The organism is Rubinisphaera italica (genome assembly GCF_007859715.1).
Taxonomy (GTDB): Bacteria; Planctomycetota; Planctomycetia; order Planctomycetales; family Planctomycetaceae; genus Rubinisphaera; species Rubinisphaera italica.
Window position 1 is genome coordinate 2,239,278 of the sequence record NZ_SJPG01000001.1, and the last position, 18,425, is coordinate 2,257,702.

The 18,425-nt window shown below is 47.0% G+C and carries 12 protein-coding genes and 1 tRNA gene; 9 read left to right on the forward strand and 4 right to left on the reverse strand.

Annotated features, from left to right (window positions below):
- The first annotated feature begins 31 nt into the window (after positions 1 to 31).
- From Pan54_RS08490 to Pan54_RS08510, 5 genes are all read left to right on the forward strand, one after another.
- Positions 32 to 2,512, forward strand: coding sequence for a PPC domain-containing protein (locus tag Pan54_RS08490; protein WP_146503071.1), 2,481 nt, complete (start codon positions 32 to 34; stop codon positions 2,510 to 2,512).
- 163 nt (positions 2,513 to 2,675) lie between these two features.
- Positions 2,676 to 5,132 carry a DUF1549 domain-containing protein gene (locus tag Pan54_RS08495; protein ID WP_146503072.1) on the forward strand — a complete coding sequence of 819 codons (2,457 nt, stop codon included), beginning with the start codon at positions 2,676 to 2,678 and terminating at the stop codon, positions 5,130 to 5,132.
- A gap of 168 nt (positions 5,133 to 5,300) precedes the next feature.
- Positions 5,301 to 7,577, forward strand: a complete 2,277-nt coding sequence (locus Pan54_RS08500) for a P83/100 family protein (protein WP_146503073.1) — start codon at positions 5,301 to 5,303, stop codon at positions 7,575 to 7,577.
- A gap of 129 nt (positions 7,578 to 7,706) precedes the next feature.
- Positions 7,707 to 8,264 carry a glutathione peroxidase gene (locus Pan54_RS08505; RefSeq protein WP_146503074.1) on the forward strand — a complete coding sequence of 186 codons (558 nt, stop codon included), beginning with the start codon at positions 7,707 to 7,709 and terminating at the stop codon, positions 8,262 to 8,264.
- Positions 8,265 to 8,378: 114 nt separating this feature from the next.
- Positions 8,379 to 10,694: a transglutaminase family protein gene (locus Pan54_RS08510; RefSeq protein WP_146503075.1), complete on the forward strand. Its 2,316-nt coding sequence runs from the start codon at positions 8,379 to 8,381 to the stop codon at positions 10,692 to 10,694.
- A gap of 3 nt (positions 10,695 to 10,697) precedes the next feature.
- Here Pan54_RS08510 and Pan54_RS26770 read toward each other — a convergent pair whose 3' ends face one another.
- The 3 genes from Pan54_RS26770 to Pan54_RS08525 all read right to left on the reverse strand — a co-directional run bounded on the left by Pan54_RS26770 (position 10,698) and on the right by Pan54_RS08525 (position 12,571).
- Positions 10,698 to 10,925: an FmdB family zinc ribbon protein gene (locus Pan54_RS26770; protein ID WP_146503076.1), complete on the reverse strand. Its 228-nt coding sequence runs from the start codon at positions 10,923 to 10,925 to the stop codon at positions 10,698 to 10,700.
- 250 nt (positions 10,926 to 11,175) lie between these two features.
- Positions 11,176 to 11,805, reverse strand: coding sequence for a hypothetical protein (locus tag Pan54_RS08520; protein WP_146503077.1), 630 nt, complete (start codon positions 11,803 to 11,805; stop codon positions 11,176 to 11,178).
- A 154-nt stretch (positions 11,806 to 11,959) separates the two neighbouring features.
- A complete protein-coding gene (locus Pan54_RS08525; protein ID WP_146503078.1) occupies positions 11,960 to 12,571 on the reverse strand; it encodes an RNA polymerase sigma factor in 612 nt (203 codons plus the stop codon).
- Positions 12,572 to 12,754: 183 nt separating this feature from the next.
- Here Pan54_RS08525 and Pan54_RS08530 point away from each other — a divergent pair.
- The 3 genes from Pan54_RS08530 (at position 12,755) to Pan54_RS08540 (ending at position 16,099) form a co-directional block, all read left to right on the forward strand.
- Positions 12,755 to 12,840, forward strand: a tRNA-Leu gene (locus Pan54_RS08530).
- A 181-nt stretch (positions 12,841 to 13,021) separates the two neighbouring features.
- Entirely contained in the window at positions 13,022 to 14,500 is a 1,479-nt protein-coding gene (locus Pan54_RS08535; protein ID WP_146503079.1) for a sulfatase, read from the forward strand.
- 153 nt (positions 14,501 to 14,653) lie between these two features.
- Positions 14,654 to 16,099 carry a sulfatase gene (locus Pan54_RS08540; RefSeq protein WP_146503080.1) on the forward strand — a complete coding sequence of 482 codons (1,446 nt, stop codon included), beginning with the start codon at positions 14,654 to 14,656 and terminating at the stop codon, positions 16,097 to 16,099.
- A gap of 67 nt (positions 16,100 to 16,166) precedes the next feature.
- Here Pan54_RS08540 and Pan54_RS08545 read toward each other — a convergent pair whose 3' ends face one another.
- Complete coding sequence (locus tag Pan54_RS08545) at positions 16,167 to 16,871, reverse strand: hypothetical protein (RefSeq protein WP_146503081.1); 705 nt, start codon at positions 16,869 to 16,871, stop codon at positions 16,167 to 16,169.
- A gap of 647 nt (positions 16,872 to 17,518) precedes the next feature.
- On the opposite strand from Pan54_RS08545, the gene Pan54_RS25800 reads away from it, so the two are divergent.
- Positions 17,519 to 18,373, forward strand: a complete 855-nt coding sequence (locus Pan54_RS25800; RefSeq protein ID WP_165441674.1) for a hypothetical protein — start codon at positions 17,519 to 17,521, stop codon at positions 18,371 to 18,373.
- Positions 18,374 to 18,425: the final 52 nt, after the last annotated feature.

Below are 18,425 nucleotides of genomic sequence, written 5' to 3' on the forward strand. Positions count from 1 at the left end.
GTAAATCACGTGAGCCAGGGGGGAATTGCTCATGATGGGACGGAATTCTAATTTCTGTCAGCTGTTCAGTACGCTTTCAGTAGCGGCTATTGTTTTGACATTTAATTTGCAGTCAACTTTTGCAACCGATCCCGATGTCTCCAGGGTTCTGCCATATGGTGGACAGGTCGGCCAGCAAATTGAAGTGACATTCTCCGGTAATCGTCTCGAAGATGCCGTCGAAGTTGTGACTTTCAAGCCTGGTCTGGAAATCACTGAAGTCACTGCGACTGAAGATAAAAAGGGACGTGAAGTCAAGGCGAAGATCAAAGTTCTGGATGACTCTGCACTTGGTCCACATCGGCTGCGTGTTCGCACGAAGTCTGGTCTTTCTGAAGTCGTCACTTTCTTTGTGGGGACTTTACCAGTCGTTAATGAAAAGGAGCCGAATACAGAATTTACCGCTCCGCAGCCCATCGAAAATAATGTGACAGTTCATGGACGTATCGATAACGAAGATGTCGACTACTTCACAGTGACAGCCAAAAAAGGTGAGCGGCTTTCCATTGAGGTCGAAGGGTTAAGACTCGGGACAGAATTCGCCGGTAATAACTTTTTTGATCCCTATATTGCGATTCTCAACGAGAGTCGTTTTGAACTCGCTGCCTGTGATGACCATGCTTTGACCTATCAGGATGGATTTGCCTCAATTATTGTTCCCGAAGATGGGACCTACTATATTGAAATCCGCGATGCATCTTACGGTGGGCATGGAGCTTCGTATTATCGATTGCACATTGGAGACTTCCCCAGGCCAACTGGAACAGTTCCTTCCGGCGGGCAACCGGGGGAAACACTGAATGTCAAATTTTATGGGGATGTTACTGGCGAATTTGAGCAACAAGTCACTTTCCCCACCCAGCAGGAACTCAAATTTGGTCATTACCCATCTCAAAATGGGAGAATTGCTCAAACTCACAATCGCTTTTGGGTTTCTCCACTACAAAATGTGATTGAAGTTGAGCCGAATGAGCAACGCGAGCAAGCCACTTTGATCTCGATTCCTTCAGCGGCTAACGGAATTCTCATCTCCAATGAAGATGTCGATTACTTCAAAATGGAAATGAAGAAAAACCAGCAAGTCAATCTCGATGTTATTGCTCGCCGTGTGCGGTCTTCTATCGATTCGGTAATTAATGTTTATAATGATAAAGGTGGTCGACTGGCTGGCGATGATGACAGTCGGCGTCCCGATAGCTGGGTTCGCTTCAAAGCTCCTGCTGATGGCACCTACTACTTCCAGGTTACAGACCAGTTGGGTAACGGCGGTACTGATTTCCATTATCGAGTGGAAGTCACTCCTGTCGAACCTGCCATGGAAATTACCACCAATGATATATCTCGTTACGTTCAGCCAGATGTCGAAGTTCCTCAAGGCAGACGCTTTGCAATTCTAGCGAGTATCAAACGGGAAAATTTTGGCGGAGCTGTCCAGTTTCTCGCCGATAACCTTCCCCCTGGTATTCGACTGGAGTCTCCAGAATCCTGGAGTAGCACGGGAGTTGTTCCATTGATGTTTCATGTCGATGAGAATGTCGAGTTAGACTCTTACCTCGCTAGTGTCATCGGGAAGTGGACAAACCCGAAAAATGACAAGCAGGTCTTGACTGCACCGCTCAAGCAGGAATTACTTCAGGTTCGGGGTCAGAATAACAATTACGTGTGGGTCGAAAACTTCGATGTCATGCCTGTCACTGTCACAGAAAAAATACCATTTGATGTGCAGATTATTGAACCGAAAGTACCAATCGTTCGTGGTGGAGTAATGAATCTCAAAGTCGTTGCGCAGCGTGATGAAGGTTTCGACGCAGAAATTCGCGTCGTCGTACTGCAGAATGCATCGGGAGTCAATTCCAGTCGTTCGGTTAAAATTGGAAAAGGCCAGACGGAAGCATTGATCCCGCTGAATGCCTCTGGAAATGCTGCTATTCGGGAATCAGCAATCTGCGTCACCGCGACAGCCCGCGTCGGCAATGGAAATATTACCATCAACAGTCCATTTACGATGCTGCGAGTTGCCGAAAAATACATGAACCTGAAATATATGACCATTGCGGTTGAGCAGGGCTCTCCCGTTGATTTACCGATTGAAATTGAAAATCTCACGGCATTCGAAGGTCCTGCCAAGGTGAAGTTGATTGGACTTCCTAATAAAACCACTACGGTTGAAAAGGAAATTACTAAAGATACGACAGAGCTGGTTTTCCCGATCTCAACCGAAGCCGAATCTCCAGTCGGAGAACATAAGAATCTGTTCTGTCAGATTACGGTCATGGAGAATGGCGAAGAAATTGTTCACAATATTGGAACAGGCCGCATGCGTATCAATAAACCTGCTCCAGTCGTTGTCGCCAAACCGAAAGTTGAACCGAAGCCTGAAGAAAAGAAGCCGGCAGCTCCCAAGCCTAAAGTGCTTTCTCGAATCGAACAGCTTCGGCTGCAACAGGAAGCTCTACGAAATCAGGCGAATTGAACATTTAATTAGACTGATATATGATAATGACATTGACTCGGCCAGATTTTGCAGTTCAATAGAGCTAACGACTATCGAACTGCAACTGGTTGATTAGAACGCTCGAACTGTTGTCCCACCACACCTCCGCAGATATTTCGTGAGATCAAAAAGAGAATCACAAATGCGACTTCAAATAAAATCCCACCTCGCCGCTTCAATTACTTTGCTAGCCTTTTTCGGAGTGATGAGCTTAGCGTACAACGCTGATGCCGCTGATCGCTCGCTTGTGCGGATCGGTTTGTATCCTCCTCAGGTGAATCTGAAAACAGCTAAGGATCGTCAGGGACTGGTTGTTCAGGCCGTTTATGCAGATGGCGTCACTGAAGACGTCACATCGAAAGCTGCCTTCAAGCTTGCTGGTGATAACTGTGTAAAGTTAGAAGGGGCAACTGTTTTGCCTGTTGCCGATGGTGCGGGAACATTGGAATGCACATTCAATGGTCAATCGGCCTCTGTGCCAATTACGGTGAAAGAAGCGACTGCCCCTCGTCCAGTCAGCTTCAAGCTCGATGTGATGCCCATCTTCATGCGTACCGGTTGTAACAGCGGAAGTTGTCACGGAGCCGCTCGCGGTAAAGATGGTTTCAATTTATCGTTGTTCGGATTCGATCCCGATGGGGATCACTTCCGCATAACACGCGAACAACTTGGGCGCCGCATTAATCTGGCTGTCCCTGAAGCCAGCCTGCTCGTTGAAAAAGGAACCGGTCAGGTTCCTCACACGGGCGGGAAATGTTACGAAGTCGATTCCAGCTACTGCACAGATATTGTCGAGTGGATTTCCAATAAATGTCCGAAAGACCCGGAAGACATTCCCTTCTGTGATTCGATCGCTCTGTATCCTGAACAGGCCGTGTTAGATGGGGCAGGAACTCAACAGAAGTTGACTGTACTTGCTCATTACAGCGATGGCAGCGAACGGGACGTCACCCATTTGGCTCTGTTCCAGTCCAGTAACGATAATTCTGCGACGGTCGATACGAAAACAGGTCTGGTGACTGCCGCCAAACGCGGCGAAGCTTTTGTTATGGCTCGCTTTGCGACTCACACCGTTGGTTCGCAAATGATTGTGCTTCCGAAGGGATTGGATTTTACACTCACAGACGAAAAGCCTTCAAATTATATTGATGAACTCGTCCTGCTGAAATTGAAGAAACTGCGAATGAATCCTTCCCCAGTATGCAGTGACGAAATTTTCATCCGTCGAATTTATATAGACATGGTGGGGCAGTTACCCTCACCCGAACAATACACCGCGTTTCTGCAGAATCAGGATCCTGATAAACGCAGCAAAGTGATCGATGAACTGATTGAGCAAAAAGAATTCACCGAATTGTGGGTTTCCAAGTGGGCAGAATGGCTCATGATGCGATCCAGCAATCAGGTCAGTTATAAATCGATTATTCTGTATTACAACTGGCTGGCTGAACAAATCGCAGACAATGTGCCTCTGGATCAAATGGTCCGGGAACTACTCACCAGTAGTGGCGGCACATTCAGTGAGCCAGCAACCAATTACTACGAATTGGAACGGGACAATCTGAAAGTTGCTGAGAATGTTGCTCAAACATTCATGGGCATGAGAATTCAATGTGCACAGTGCCACAATCATCCGTTTGATCGCTGGACACAGAATGATTACTACAACTTTGCCGCTTTCTTTGCTCAGGTTGGACGCAAGCAGGCTGAAGACAGTCGCGAAAAGATTATTTACAACCGCGGCGGTGGAGAAGTAAAGCATCCAGTGACAAACCAGAATGCAACCCCTGTGTTTCTTGGTGGTGGAAAGCCTGATGTTAGCGGTAAAGATCGTCGAATTGTGATGGCCACCTGGCTGGCATCTCCAGAGAATCCATTCTTTGCAGAAAACTTTGTCAATCGAATCTGGCATCACTTCTATGGCATTGGCATTATCGATCCCGTCGATGATATCCGAGTCAGTAATCCACCGACCAACCCTGAGCTGCTCAAAGAGTTGGCGAAACGATTTACAGAGTCTGGTTACGACTACCGTCAACTGATTCGTGATATCTGTAATTCCAAGACGTATCAGCGGTCGACGGAGAGAAATTCAACGAATGAAACCGATGAAACGAACTTCGCTCATCAGACGACACGACGAATCAAAGCCGAGTCTGTTCTGGACATGATCAGCCAGGTCACTGAAACCAAAGACAAGTTCAAAGGTTTGCCACTCGGTTCTCGGGCGGTTCAAATTGCAGATGGAGCGACCTCGAACTACTTCCTGACAACATTTGGCCGTGCGACCCGTGAGACAGTCTGTTCTTGTGAAGTCAAAATGGAACCCTCCCTTTCGCAAGCTCTACATCTGTTAAATGGCGATACATCTAACCAGAAAATTTCCAGTAGTAATGTCATCAAGACATTTGTCGCTGAGAAGAAACCTGCGGACGATGTGATCAAGGAATTGTATCTTCGCTGTTTGAGTCGTCAGCCACTGGAAGAAGAACTGAATAAACTTCGGCCACTGTTTGCCGAAGAAAGTAATTACAAGCAAGCTTGTGAAGACGTCTTCTGGGCTTTGCTGAACAGTCGCGAGTTTTTGTTCAATCACTAAGAGTGATATCCCCAATTCGTCCCCAGATTATTATTCAAAATCTGTTGGTATAGAAATCGTGAACGAAAATGGAACTCAACGAAGCGAGACTTCATTTCACGAGGCGAATTGGAATTTCCAAGACTTGCAAATGATCCTCAATTTTTCCTGCCTGCCAATCGAGTAATCATGATGAAAACATTTCTCATCACCTCAGCGATCCTGTTTACTTCTCTTTACATTGCTGAAGTTTCAGCAGCTGAAGAAGAAGCTGCTGTTGAAAAAATAACTTACGACGACCATATCCTTCCTATTTTGAGACAACGTTGTGGTTCCTGCCACAATGCCAGTGATCAGAAGGGAGGATTGGTTCTTGATAGTTTTACGGGCTTGATGTCAGGGGGTGGCTCTGGTGATTCGGTTGAGCCTGGAGACGCTTCTTCATCTTATCTGTATATGGTTGTTGCTCATGAATCCGAACCATTCATGCCACCGAATCAACCCAAAATACCCGATAAGGAATTGACGTTGATCAAAGACTGGATCGACATGGGGGCTTTGCAAAACAAGGGAAGCAAAGTCGTCAAGAAAAAGAACGATCTGGCAAAAATTGAAATTTCGACAGAACGACCAGCCGATGCTCCAGTGATGCCGGTCTCTGTGCCGTTAGCGCCTGTGCATACTCCAAATTCTGGAAACAGCGTGACTGCTTTGGCCTGTAGTCCCTGGGCTCCGTTAGCAGCAATTTCCGGTTATGAACAGATCCTGCTTTACGATACATCATCCGGTCTGCTTTCCGGTGTTCTGCCTTTTCCAGAAGGGACGCCTCAGATCTTAAAGTTCAGCCGTAATGGTCAATTGTTGATGGCTGGCGGAGGTCAGGGAGGAGCTTCGGGGCGTGTGATCGTCTTTGATATTAAAACAGGAAGCCGGGTTGCTGAACTCGGTAACGAATACGATTCTGTTCTGGCAGCCGATATCAGTTCCGATCATGCGATGGTCGTCTTGTGCGGTCCAAAACGTATGATTCGAGTCTACTCTGTGCAAACGGGTGAACTTCTTTATGAAAAGAAAAAGCATACCGACTGGATTACGGCAGCCGAATTTTCTCCTGATGGAGTTCTACTCGCAACGGCTGATCGCAGCAATGGGATGACTCTCTGGGAAGCAATGACTGGGAATGAGTATCTCAATCTCAAAGGTCATTCGGGAGCGATCACTGATGTTTCCTGGCGTCCTGATTCCAACTTGGTTGCCAGCAGTAGTGAAGATGGCACGATTCGTCTCTGGGAATTGAATGATGGCAAGGAAGTCAAAAAGTGGAATGCCCATGGTGGTGGTGTTTCTGCGATGGATTACACAAGAGAGGGAAAAATCATCTCGATTGGTCGTGATCGCGTCGTGAAACTTTGGCAGGCCGATGGTAAAGAAATCAAAGCGTTTAAAGGGCTACCTGACCTCGGTATGGAAGTCGCTTACGATGCCGAATCTGGACGTGCCATTGGTGGGGACTGGACCGGTGATGTTCGAGTCTGGGATGCCACCACGGGAACTCATCTGTTTTCTCTGGTAACAAATCCACCCGGTCTTTCCGAGCAGCTTGCACTCTCGACCGAACAACTGAAGCAAGCCGAAGGCAAACTCAAAACTTTACAAGATCGTCTGACTGCTCTCAATAATAAGATTGCTGCCCGTCAACAGTCGGTGACTGCTAAAAAGCAGGACATCAGTAATCGAGAAATGGAAGTGACACAGGCGAATTCTCAAAAAGACAAGCTAAAAAAACAATTGGATGCGGCTAACGCAGAATTGAACAAGAAGCGTGCTGAGCAGAAAACTCAGGAAGGCACAATTGGTCAACTGAAAAAGGAAGTCGAATCGCTCACTAAATCGGCCACCGAGAAAAAGACAGCAGTTGCAACGGCTACTAAGCAGAAGCAAGATGTAGAGAATCAGATTGCTGAGCTGAATAAGAAAATCGAAGAAGCTAAAAAACAGGAAGGTGAAGAGGGGCAAAAAGCTGTCGCAGAATTGGAGCAACAATTAACAACTACTCAACAGCAACTCGATTCTCAGACGAAATCTCATGCGGAAGCCGTAAAGGCTCAAAAGGCCGCTGATGCCGCTCTAGCGGCAAAGCAGAAGCAGGTGACAGATCTTGAAACTGCACTGGCGGCAACAAAGAAGGCTGTTCAGAAGATGACAGTGGCTGCTCAGAATGCAGACAAAGCATTCAAAGATCAGGATGCCAAGGTCAAAAAACTTCAGGACACTCTGCCACAATTGAAGAAACAACTGGCCGAACTTGAGAAGGTGGCTCCGATTACTGAAGACGAAAAGAAACAACAGGCAGAACTGGCTGCTCAAGTGAAGCAGAACGAAGCGCTGGTTGCCTTATCTATTGCTCATAAGCAAAAGCTGGAACAGCAACTGGCGGGCTCTCAGCAGGCATCAGCTCAAAATTAAAACTTTTAAATTCGCTAGCTATTTATTTTCCTGGATGGGACAATAATTATAAGATCAGTCATAGGATGTGAAAAACTGATCTCACAACGATAAGTCTTATATCAGCGGAAAATTAAAGAAAGCGAAACAATGAAATTATTTTGTGCTTTGACAGTCCTAATACTTGCAGGCCAATCTGCTTTTGCAGCTGACCCGGCTTCCAGCCCACTCGATTTCTCGGCAAAGACGATTGACGGCAAAGAGGTGGATCTTTCAAAATACGATGGGAAAGTTGTACTGATTGTCAATGTTGCCAGTCGATGTGGGGCGACTCCCCAGTATGAAACATTACAGCAACTCAATGAGACCTATGGTGATAAAGGATTCGTGATTCTTGGATTTCCTTGTAACCAGTTCGGTGGGCAGGAACCGGGTTCGGAAACACAAATTCAACAGTTTTGCTCTGCAAACTATGGTGTGACTTTTGACATGTTTTCCAAAATTGATGTCAATGGAACAGAGGCTTCCCCTGTCTATCAGTTTTTGACTTCCAAGCAGACGAATCCAGAATTTGCAGGACCGATTCGCTGGAATTTTGAAAAATTCCTGGTGAACAAAGAGGGTCAAGTCGTTGAACGCTTCGCTACGGGAGTTCAACCCGATTCTCCCAAAGTGATTGCTGCCATCGAACGGGAATTAGGTCAGTAATCAAATGACTGACGTCAAGATGCCAAGCCAGCCTGAAGAGGTTGGCTTTTTTTATATCACAATTCCACTGGTAAGAGACTCATTACGATTCTCGCAGTTCATCTAGGAGACATAATGAAATCTTTTTGGAACCAGACATCGCTGGCATTTTTGTTTCTGTTAACTCACTGCCTTTTCAGTGCTTCTATTCGCGCAGAAGATGTTGTTCAGAAGTCAGGAGAGGCGAAGGAGCAAGTTTCAGCGCCTGTCGATTTCAAATCGATTGCGGAAAAAAATCGCGAGGCCATTGTTTCTGTTGCTTTTTTGGGGAGAGAGGGCGAAGAGCTGGGAATGGGAACAGGATTTGTCGTCGATCATACCGGCTTGATCGCTACGAATCGGCATGTCATTGGAGAAGCCCGACCTATCCGCGTCACATTTTTGGATGGTCAGCAATACACAGTTGAGTCTATTTACGCCAGTGATGAGACTTCAGACCTTGCTCTACTCAAGTTGAATTCTGAGGAATTGGCAAATCGAAAGATCGTTGCTTTGAAGCTGGGGAATCGAGCAGAGCAGGGAGACGACGTTGCAGCGATTGGGCATCCGCGAGGGTATAAGAATTCCCTGGTGACGGGAATCGTTTCCGGAACTCAGGAAATCAATGGAATTGATCTCATCCAGGTCTCGATGCCGATTGATCACGGGAACAGTGGGGGACCGCTGTTGAATCGAGCTGGCGAAGTGGTTGGGATTATCACCTACAAAAGTGCGGAAACCGTCAATGTGGGGTTTGCCATGCCAGTCGAGGGCTTGAAGTCGATTCTGGAATCCCCGAATCCGATCACACTCTCTCGTTGGACAACCATCGGCCGTTTGAATTCAGAAAAATGGCAGGAGCTATTCGGTGCAACCTGGAGTCAGCGGGCAGGCCAGATACTGGTTTCTGGTAGTGGAAAAGGATTCGGTGGTCGTTCGCTCTGCCTCTGGCATGAGGCACCTTTGGACAATCAGAAGTTTGAGCTTCAGGTTTCTGTGAAGTTGAATGACGAAGCCGGAGCTGCCGGGCTGGTGTTTCAAGCGGATCGTCAGGATCGCCATTACGGATTTTACCCCAGTGCAGGGAACTTACGTCTTTCCCGATTTGATGGAGCTGATGTTTTCAGCTGGCATGTTCTGCAGGAAATCTCTTCGCCTGCCTATAAGCCTGGAGACTGGAATCGGCTGAAAGTTTCGATCGATCAGTCTAATATCCGTTGTTACTGCAATGACGAACTCGTGATTGATCTGGAAGAACATCCTGTAGGAAAAAAATCGAATGCCGTCGGACTGGCCAAGTTTCGCGACACCAAGGCCAGCTTTCGGGGCTTTGAGCTGGCAGAAGAACTTTCGAACTCGCAGCTCACCGAAGACATTCAGAATCAACTGGATTTGCTGGTCGAAGAATTGAAAACGGAGGAACTGATCAGCCAGCAATCGATTCAGAAACTGCAAACATTTCCGCTGGAAAGTCGCGATTATTTGAATCAGATGGCTGCCGATCTGGAGCAGCGGGCAGCTGAAATTCGTCGTCTCAATCGTCGTGTCCATGATTCAATAATCAGACTGCAGATTGAAGAGGAACTGAAAAGAAAACAACCTCGTATCGCTCAACTGGCTTTGTTACTGGCACGATACGACAACCCGGAACTGGATGTTGAAACCTATCTCATACAAATCGATGAGTTGGCTGATGAGATCAAGAACATGTCAGTAGATCAGAAGCTGAATGAAGTCGAATTTCGGGAAGTGATGGATCGTTATCTCTTTGAGGAAAACGGATTTCATGGCAGCCGAACGAACTACTATCACAAATCAAATAGCTATCTAAACGAAGTAATTGACGACCGCGAAGGTTTGCCAATTTCCCTGTCGGTTTTGTATCTCGCTTTGGCAGAAAAGCTTGAGCTTGATATACGAGGCATCGGCTTGCCCGGGCATTTTATTGTTCGACAATATGTCAACGATGAACCAGATATGATGGTCGATGTTTTTGATCGAGGACGAATACTCGGGTTGGTCGATGTGATGACTCGAGTCGAACTGCAATCCAACACTGCCTGGAACGATGCCTATCTTGAACCGCAGTCATCACGAGATATTCTGATTCGGATGATTCGGAATTTGCAGGGAATCGCAGAGCGGCAGGAAAGTGTTGAGGATTTACTGCGATATTTGAATCTGCTGGTTGCGATTGATCCCTCGAATCAAATCGAACATCGCTATATTCGATCCTTGGTGGCTATTCGTCAGCGAGAACGATCATTGGCTGAAGAAGACCTGATCTGGCTAGAGGATCATGGTCGTCCGGTACTGAATGATCGTCAATTGAACGAACTGACGCGGTTTGCCGAGCAATGGCTGGGTTTGAAAGATTTGAAAAAGACTTCTCAGGAACAAAACAGCCAATAGCAATCAATGAGGCAGTCGGCAGCAACCTGAACCACAGGCAGGTGCAGAAGATGGTGGGCAACTATTCGCAATGGGAAGCCCTGAATGACTGACAGCGGTCGCGGCAGTGGCACTGAGTAGTTTTTCCAGATTTGACTTTCCGCAGGTTGGACACTCCGGTTGCTGTGAAGAGCGAATCAGTAACTCAAACTGAGACTGGCAGTCAGAACAACGATATTCAAAAAGTGGCATGCTATAAACCCGAAACCAGTTCCATGATCATGATATAACTCAACTGATTTTGACATGACCGGCATGAGAAATCAAATCATCATTGACGCCGGGATGCACTGGCGAAGCCAGTGCCACACAACCCGAAGCTTTATATTGCAAAATCTAATAGAGCATTTTCAAAAATTTACCTGCAGTGTTCGAGAGGAACAAGCAAGGTTTATCAGGACAATTCGTGTCCAAGCGACTGCAGAAACTATTTGAAAATGGTTTAGTTATTGAACATTCTTGATCGAGAGGCTTTCAGTTTCTGCATATCCTCGAGGAATTGATCCGATAACTCGGGAGAATTCTGATCGAGCAGGTCTGGATTGTTGAATAAGGGAGACAATGTCTTGCGGCCTGACCAGTTGGGTTCAAACTGCAAAGACGATGCTTGTGGATATGCGGCTGACTCCTCATCAAGCACAGGACTCAAAGGCAACAGAGAATAGCTGCCAACTCCCTTGGCAGAGGTTGTCTGATAAACGCGTTGCTGGTTATCCTGGAAGCGACCATCCAGAAAGACAATCGCCAAAGCGAGGCAGGCAGCAGTCAGTGAAAAAACCGGAAAAAAATGCTGCTTCCAGTCCTGATGTCGATTTCGTGAGACTCGCTTTTCGGGAAGTCGCTGAGACAGAGAATTCCACAACGAGGCCTTCAATTCTGGGACCGGTTCATCATGAACGCGATCAATCATGCCGATTGATTCGCATAAACCTCGGTAATGATCTCGGCAGGTGGGACAACTGGAAACACTTCGACGAAGCGCTTCCGGAAGCTTATCCGGGGCATCCCGCCCGACCAGCAATGCCAACTTTTCACGATTTTCAATACAACGGCAACTCATGGTTTCACCCATTAAACTCAAATCCTACTGCAGTTCGCAGTTAACTGTAGCGGCTTTTTGATGGTTTGAGCCCTATATTTCAGTCTACCACCCGCTACACATTCAGGGAAACGGCTCTAATCTTTCACTCGGAACGAATTGTTCACGAGAAATCCTCAATTCTCAATTAAACTTCCAAGGGAGAAGAATCGTCCGCACGTTTCAACCAGAGAGCTTTGAAGCGATTTCTCGCTTCGGCCAGTCTCCAGCGAATCGTTGCTTCTTTCCGCCCGACGATGGCTGCGATTTCCGCAGTGGAAAAATTTTCCAGATCGCGGAGAACGAGCACAGAGCGATATTTTTCAGGGATATCTTCCATCACTCGTAAAACTTCTTCTGATAAATCCAGATGATTTCTCGGATCGGCTGACCCGGGATTCATGGGCTCATCAGGTTGAATTTCACTGAAGACAGACGTTCGCCCCCGTCGTTTTCGTTTTCTGAGGAAATCAAGAGTCAAATTGACCCCAATTCGAAACAACCAGGGACCAAATCGACGGGAAAGATCAAATTGATCCAGATTTTCATAAACCCGCAAAAATGTTTCTTGGGACAGGTCTTCGGCCAGTGTGTCCTCGTGGACAAATCGATAGATTACTCGGAATAATCGTTTTTCGTATCGCTGAACTAAACCACGAAAGGCTTCTTTATCGCCCAGTCGCGCATCCTCAATCAATCGCGCGTCACTGACTGCGGAAGAAGGGGAGTCCTGCAAATTTTCGATTTCTGTTTGATTCATATCCGAACACTCTTTGTGAATTCCTGTCTGCTACTTTAAATACGGAATCTCCATGAGTGATGTTGGAGAAATCCGTTAATTTGTCAGTTTTTGAGGATCAATTGTGTCAGATTCTGTAGAAATTGTCTCATTAAGTTGATTCCAACATCGCTCCACGATAAAGTTCGCCTACGAGAAATGCCTGCCCAGATGGCGGAATTGGCAGACGCGCCAGGTTGAGGGCCTGGTGGGGTTAATACCCCGTGGAGGTTCGAATCCTCTTCTGGGCATTTCTTCGCTTTGTCGGCCGCTCCGACGTTAGTTTTCAGGACATTAACAGTATGAAACTTCATGCTGTCAATGGTTTCCAGGCTTCGTAATTTTTCCCTGTACGACTTGCATTTCACATAGGCGACCTCTTATACCTGTTATGGAATATAAACTCGGCTCGGTTATAGGGAATTTGACGACATGAATGCTCTTTTACGACGCTTATTTTTTCTGGCCGTTTTGTCTTTTTCATATCTGATATTTTCAGGACAAAACGGCGAGGCTGCAGAAACTCCCAATGTGCTGTTTTTGATTTGCGATGATCTCAATTGCGATCTGGGGTGTTACGGTCACGAGCAGGTCAAGTCTCCGAATATCGACAAGTTGGCGCAACGCGGCGTACGTTTTGCCAATGCGCATTGTCAATATGCTTTGTGTGGACCAAGCCGGGCTTCGTTCATGACGAGCTTATATCCGACCCAGAATCTTGTGACGCGCAATGCGATTTATATCCGCGAACATGTTCCAAATGTTGTGACGATGTCGCAGATGTTTCGCGACCATGGCTATCTGGCGACAAGAATCGGCAAGATCTATCATTACAATGTTCCACTGCATATCGGAACCAGTGGGCACGATGATCCCTATTCGTGGAATATTACGATCAATCCCCGTGGCCGAGATGTGATTGAGCAGGATCAGATTTTCAGTCTGGTCCCGGGCAGTTATGGCGGCACTCTGAGCTGGATGTCAGCCGATGGAACCGATCAGGAACAGACCGATGGCATTGCCGCTGATGAAGCCATTGAGCAATTGCAAAATTACAAGCAGACGGGGAATCCGTTTTTCCTGGCTGTCGGTTTGTATCGTCCGCACACTCCCTATGTCGCTCCTCATAAATATTTCGATCAGTATCCAGCAGACTCTATTCCTGTGCCTGAAGTCCCGGAAGGATATTTGGATACGATTCCCAAGCCAGCCGCGAAATCAATTCGGGCCAAGAAGCAACAGATTGATCTGCCGCAGGAAACTGCCCAGCAGGCTATTCAGGCTTATCATGCTTCAATTACGTTTGCCGATGCTCAAATCGGGCGAATCCTGAACGCCCTCGAAGAAACAGGGCTGGCAGAGAATACCATCGTGATGTTCACGTCTGATCATGGCTATCACATGGGTGAGCATGGGCACTGGCAGAAAATGTCTCTCTTTGAGAATGGAACGCACGTGCCGTTGATCGTCGCTGGTCCGGGTGTTACAGATCAGGGGGGTGTCGTCGAGGGGCCAGTGGAGATGCTGGATTTCTATCCCACACTGGCAGAGTTGTGTGACTGGAAGGCTCCGAGCACAGTGCAGGGGGTTAGCTTTGCTCCCTCTCTGAAAAATCATACGAAGCACACTCGGGAGTCGGCTTTAAGCCAGTTGCATTCCAGCTTCAGCATTCGCACTGATCGCTATCGTTACACTGAGTGGGGAGAAGACGGAGCCGACGGACAGGAATTATATGATCACGAATCCGACCCACAGGAGATGAACAATCTCATTGGCAAGCCGGAGTACAAAGAAACTCAGGCGAAGTTGTCTGAAATGTTGCAGAAGCGAGTCGCAGAAGCTCAGGTTCCCCCAAAAGGTTTAAAACAGATTTCATTTAAAAATCAACGACGGGTTCCCAAGCAATTTTGAAAGAACTCTTTAGCTGGTAAAAGCAAAAGGTAGGTTGGGTTAGCGAAGCGTAACCCAACAAAGACCATGCGAACAATTCAATTCCCAAGAGTTGGGGGTACGTGTTCCGCTAACTCAACCTGAGGGCGATTTGGACCGATTGAGAAATTTGTTATGCCTTTCGACAGATCTTTGCTTCAGAGTTTGCTGACCTGTATTTGCCTTGCATTTGGGTTCGGTCTCTCGACTGGACTTGCCGCTGAGAAACCTCAGCCTCAACCACGCCCCAACTTCATCATTTTACTGGCAGATGATCTAGGTTATGGCGAATTGGTATGCCAGGGGAATCATCAAATTCCGACTCCGCATATTGATTCCATTGCCCAAGAGGGTGTTCGCTTTACGAATGGCTATGTCTCAGCTTCGTACTGCAGTCCTTCGCGGGCAGGGTTGATGACCGGGCGGTATCAAAGTCGATTTGGTTATGAAACGAATCCTGTGGGAGCGGTGAATGAGGATCCTGATGTAGGATTGCCACGGATGGAGGTGACTCTGGCTGATCGTTTGAAGTCAGCCGGCTATCGCACCAGTCTGGTCGGGAAATGGCATCTGGGTGGGACCGCTTATTATCATCCTCAACGACGAGGCTTCGAAGAATTCTTCGGTTTTCTGCATGAAGGTCACTATTTTGTGCCGCCGCCATTTCAGGATGTGACGACCATGTTGCGGGTCAAGAAATTGCCCGATGGAACATTGGGGCGGGTACAATATGGAAATCGAGTTTATTCAACTCACATGAATCATGCTGAGCCAGCTTACGACACGAACAACCCAATTCTTCGCAGCAGTCAGCCAGTCGTTGAAAATGATTATCTAACGGATGCGTTTACACGAGAAGCGTGTGATTTTATTGAGCGATCCAAAGAACAGCCCTTCTTCCTGTATGTCGCCTACAATGCAGTCCATTCGCCTTTGCAAGGTGCGGATGAGTTCATGCAGAAGTTTGCTTCGATTGAGGATATCCATCGACGAATATTTGCAGCGATGCTGTCTAATCTCGATGGGAGTGTGGGACAGATTTTGAAAAAACTGGATGATGAACAGCTCGCGGAAAATACTGTGGTCGTATTCCTGAGTGATAATGGCGGTCCGACAAAAGAATTGACCTCCAGCAATCTACCGCTCCGTGGATTCAAAGGCGATATGTACGAAGGCGGTATTCGAGTTCCCTTCTTAATGCGCTGGCCGGGTGTGGCTGAAAGAGGAGGCGTTTATCCGGCTCCTGTCATTTCTCTGGATCTGGTACCGACATTCGTTCGAGCCGCCGGTCTGAAGGTCAGTGATCGTGAAACCGACGGGGTTGATCTGAGACCTTATCTCATGAAAGAGAGTTCTGAAAATCCACACGAGGTTCTATTCTGGAGACAGAAACAACGGGCAGCCTTACGGCTGGGGGATTGGAAAATTGTGAATCAATCGTTGTATGATAAGAAATCCCAGTGGGAACTGTTCAACCTGGCTAATGACATTTCCGAGTCAAACGATCTCGCGGAAGAAAATCCTGACGAATTGAACATGGCTCTTCAGCATTGGAAAACGCTGGCTGGTCAAATGCCATAGACCATCCTGAAGATTCTGTGGCTACGCTTCGACCCCAGCCACAATTGTTCATTGTTGCTTGAGTAATTCAGGAGCCGTTGGAACTGCTTCGGAACACAGCAGCTTTCCACACGATCGGTTCCGTTTTGCGACCAAATGCAGAGAGAGTTCCTTCGTTGTAAACCTGAAGCATCAGATTTTCCAGGCGAGGTTCGTTGGTCCAGCGCTTAGTTACCTGAGTATTGTCGAGCACGACATGCATGGTCGCTTCACCACGGGGACGCTCCTGATTTTCAAAGAATCCTCGATGTTTCAGTTCCGCAATTAGAATGTCCAATTCTTCCTTCGGGATATCGAGCTCCCAGATTTCTTCAGCAGATCTGGAATTATGATTCGATTGCACAACAGGTTCCGCATCCTCTTCGCAACTGGCAAGTGATATGAAATTGGTCAGTCGTTCTCGTGTGGTTGTGTGTTCTAATCCCGAATCCTGTAGAGTTGGACAAAATCGAGTAACCGCCAGACGAGCAAGTCCTTTATCGAGACTTCCGTCGGGGTGAGGATATAGAATTTGGATTTTCGCCTTGGACCATTTGCCATCCGCAAATGATACAGTCTGGGCATTCGATTGATACTCCTCCGTTTTTTCCAAACTCGTCTGCTCAACCCGGTGCGTTAGAAACGGAAAGGATCTGCGAATGAGACTGGTTTTGCAGTTAGTCTCATAGTCGAGCTGAATATCAGAATAAGAATAGACGGCATCTTCGGATTTCAAGCCAATTCTTCCCAACATGGCTTTACCTTGCTGGCATCCCGAAAACAGAGGCAGCAAACCAGCGAAAAGCAGGAGCAGGGACCATTGTTTTGAATGGATTAAGATTTTGAATATTTTGCGATTCATTAGTCGTAATTTTAAGAAAGCTTGAGAATGAAAACTTTGATTGATCTGCAAAGTGCGTTTTTTGTTCTTCACCGCATCTGTAAATATTATCACTGTTGATGAATTCATAATCATGGGTCTGTCCCTATTCGATATCGTCTCCCTGATCAATGAAATCAAGGAAATTGGCACAATCCTGTTGAGATGAATCAACAGATTTCTGCCAACAGGATGTGGGTGGGAAACTCGGGGAACTGCTTGAGGAATGCCAACTTTGCCGATTATTCCACTTGTATCAATTCTGACATCCTCGAAAGTCAGCAAATCTGACGTTGCATGGCTGTTGAAGCTGTTACATTCCTCAATTGTGAAGAAAAACTTTTGACCAAAACTTGTTTCCGTAAAAACTTTTCGTTGTAACTCCACTGGAAAACACGATAGCATTGGTAATAGCAGTCTGCGAATTCTGTATCATGAGTGTCGCAGGAAGTCTGTAAGCGGTTGAATCTACCGCAAAATGTTCGTTACGCTCGTCTTCGATCAACGCGAGGTTATTCACTATGCTTTTTCATGTTCACAAGCAAACACTCCCTTTAACCATCGCATGTGTCGTGGCTGGTTTCTTATTGATGCCTGCAGCGATTCAGGCTGGCAAGCTCAGTCAGCGACCCATTCGGAAATTGTCTTATGATCCGAATGCGGAGAAAGTCGAACTCTTCGAGGGAATTGAAAGTGAAGTCGTCGAATACACGATGATCATGAAAGATTCCAAAGAGGGAACGCTATTCCTGGAAAATAAGACCGATGAGGTCATTTCTGTGGAAATGCCCAAAGCGATCGTCGGAATTCAGGTTCTTGCTCAGTTCGATGATGGACTCGGTGGCGGAACTGGTGGTGCAGGTGGAGCTGGTGGCGGTGGTCAACAGCCTGTCGGTGGTGGTGCTGGCGGTGGCGGTGGTGGTATTGGCGGTTTTAATGCCGGGGCTGGTGGCGGTGGTGGTTTCTTCTCGATTCCAGCCAATAAAATGATTGCTGTCCCACTCAATACCGTATGCCTTGAACATGGCAAAAAAGAACCAACGCCCGTTGCAGAGTTCAAATTGGTCAAACCTGAAGAGTACACCGAGAATGTGGCTCTTCAAGAATTACTCGAAATAATTGCTACCGGCAAAGTAAACAAAGACGTTGCTCAAGCCGCAGCCTGGCATCTGAGCAATGATATGAGCTGGACAGAATTGGCTGCTAAGACTGAAAACAATTTCGGTCCTGCTGGACCGCGACGCGTTTTCAGTAACGCTCATTTGTATGCTGCCCAAAATCTGGTTGCTGTAGCCGTTGCCAAATCTCGCGAAGAAGAGACTGACGAACCTGCCGCAACTCCTCGAACTTCTCGTGTGAGCCGAGTTCAACCGTAAGTGACAATTCGTAATTGATGATAAAAACGCAGTAGGGATTATGAATCCCTAC

What these genes read in the sequence shown, in the direction of transcription:
- Pan54_RS08510 (WP_146503075.1), top strand. Translation starts at nt 8,379, where the DNA reads ATGAAATCTTTTTGGAACCAGACATCGCTGGCATTTTTGTTTCTGTTA.
- Pan54_RS08535 (WP_146503079.1), top strand. Translation starts at nt 13,022, where the DNA reads ATGAATGCTCTTTTACGACGCTTATTTTTTCTGGCCGTTTTGTCTTTT.
- Pan54_RS08505 (WP_146503074.1), top strand. Translation starts at nt 7,707, where the DNA reads ATGAAATTATTTTGTGCTTTGACAGTCCTAATACTTGCAGGCCAATCT.
- Pan54_RS08495 (WP_146503072.1), top strand. Translation starts at nt 2,676, where the DNA reads ATGCGACTTCAAATAAAATCCCACCTCGCCGCTTCAATTACTTTGCTA.
- Pan54_RS26770 (WP_146503076.1), bottom strand. Translation starts at nt 10,925, where the DNA reads ATGCCACTTTTTGAATATCGTTGTTCTGACTGCCAGTCTCAGTTTGAG.
- Pan54_RS08545 (WP_146503081.1), bottom strand. Translation starts at nt 16,871, where the DNA reads ATGTTGGGAAGAATTGGCTTGAAATCCGAAGATGCCGTCTATTCTTAT.
- Pan54_RS08490 (WP_146503071.1), top strand. Translation starts at nt 32, where the DNA reads ATGATGGGACGGAATTCTAATTTCTGTCAGCTGTTCAGTACGCTTTCA.
- Pan54_RS08520 (WP_146503077.1), bottom strand. Translation starts at nt 11,805, where the DNA reads ATGGGTGAAACCATGAGTTGCCGTTGTATTGAAAATCGTGAAAAGTTG.
- Pan54_RS25800 (WP_165441674.1), top strand. Translation starts at nt 17,519, where the DNA reads ATGCTTTTTCATGTTCACAAGCAAACACTCCCTTTAACCATCGCATGT.
- Pan54_RS08540 (WP_146503080.1), top strand. Translation starts at nt 14,654, where the DNA reads ATGCCTTTCGACAGATCTTTGCTTCAGAGTTTGCTGACCTGTATTTGC.
- Pan54_RS08500 (WP_146503073.1), top strand. Translation starts at nt 5,301, where the DNA reads ATGATGAAAACATTTCTCATCACCTCAGCGATCCTGTTTACTTCTCTT.
- Pan54_RS08525 (WP_146503078.1), bottom strand. Translation starts at nt 12,571, where the DNA reads ATGAATCAAACAGAAATCGAAAATTTGCAGGACTCCCCTTCTTCCGCA.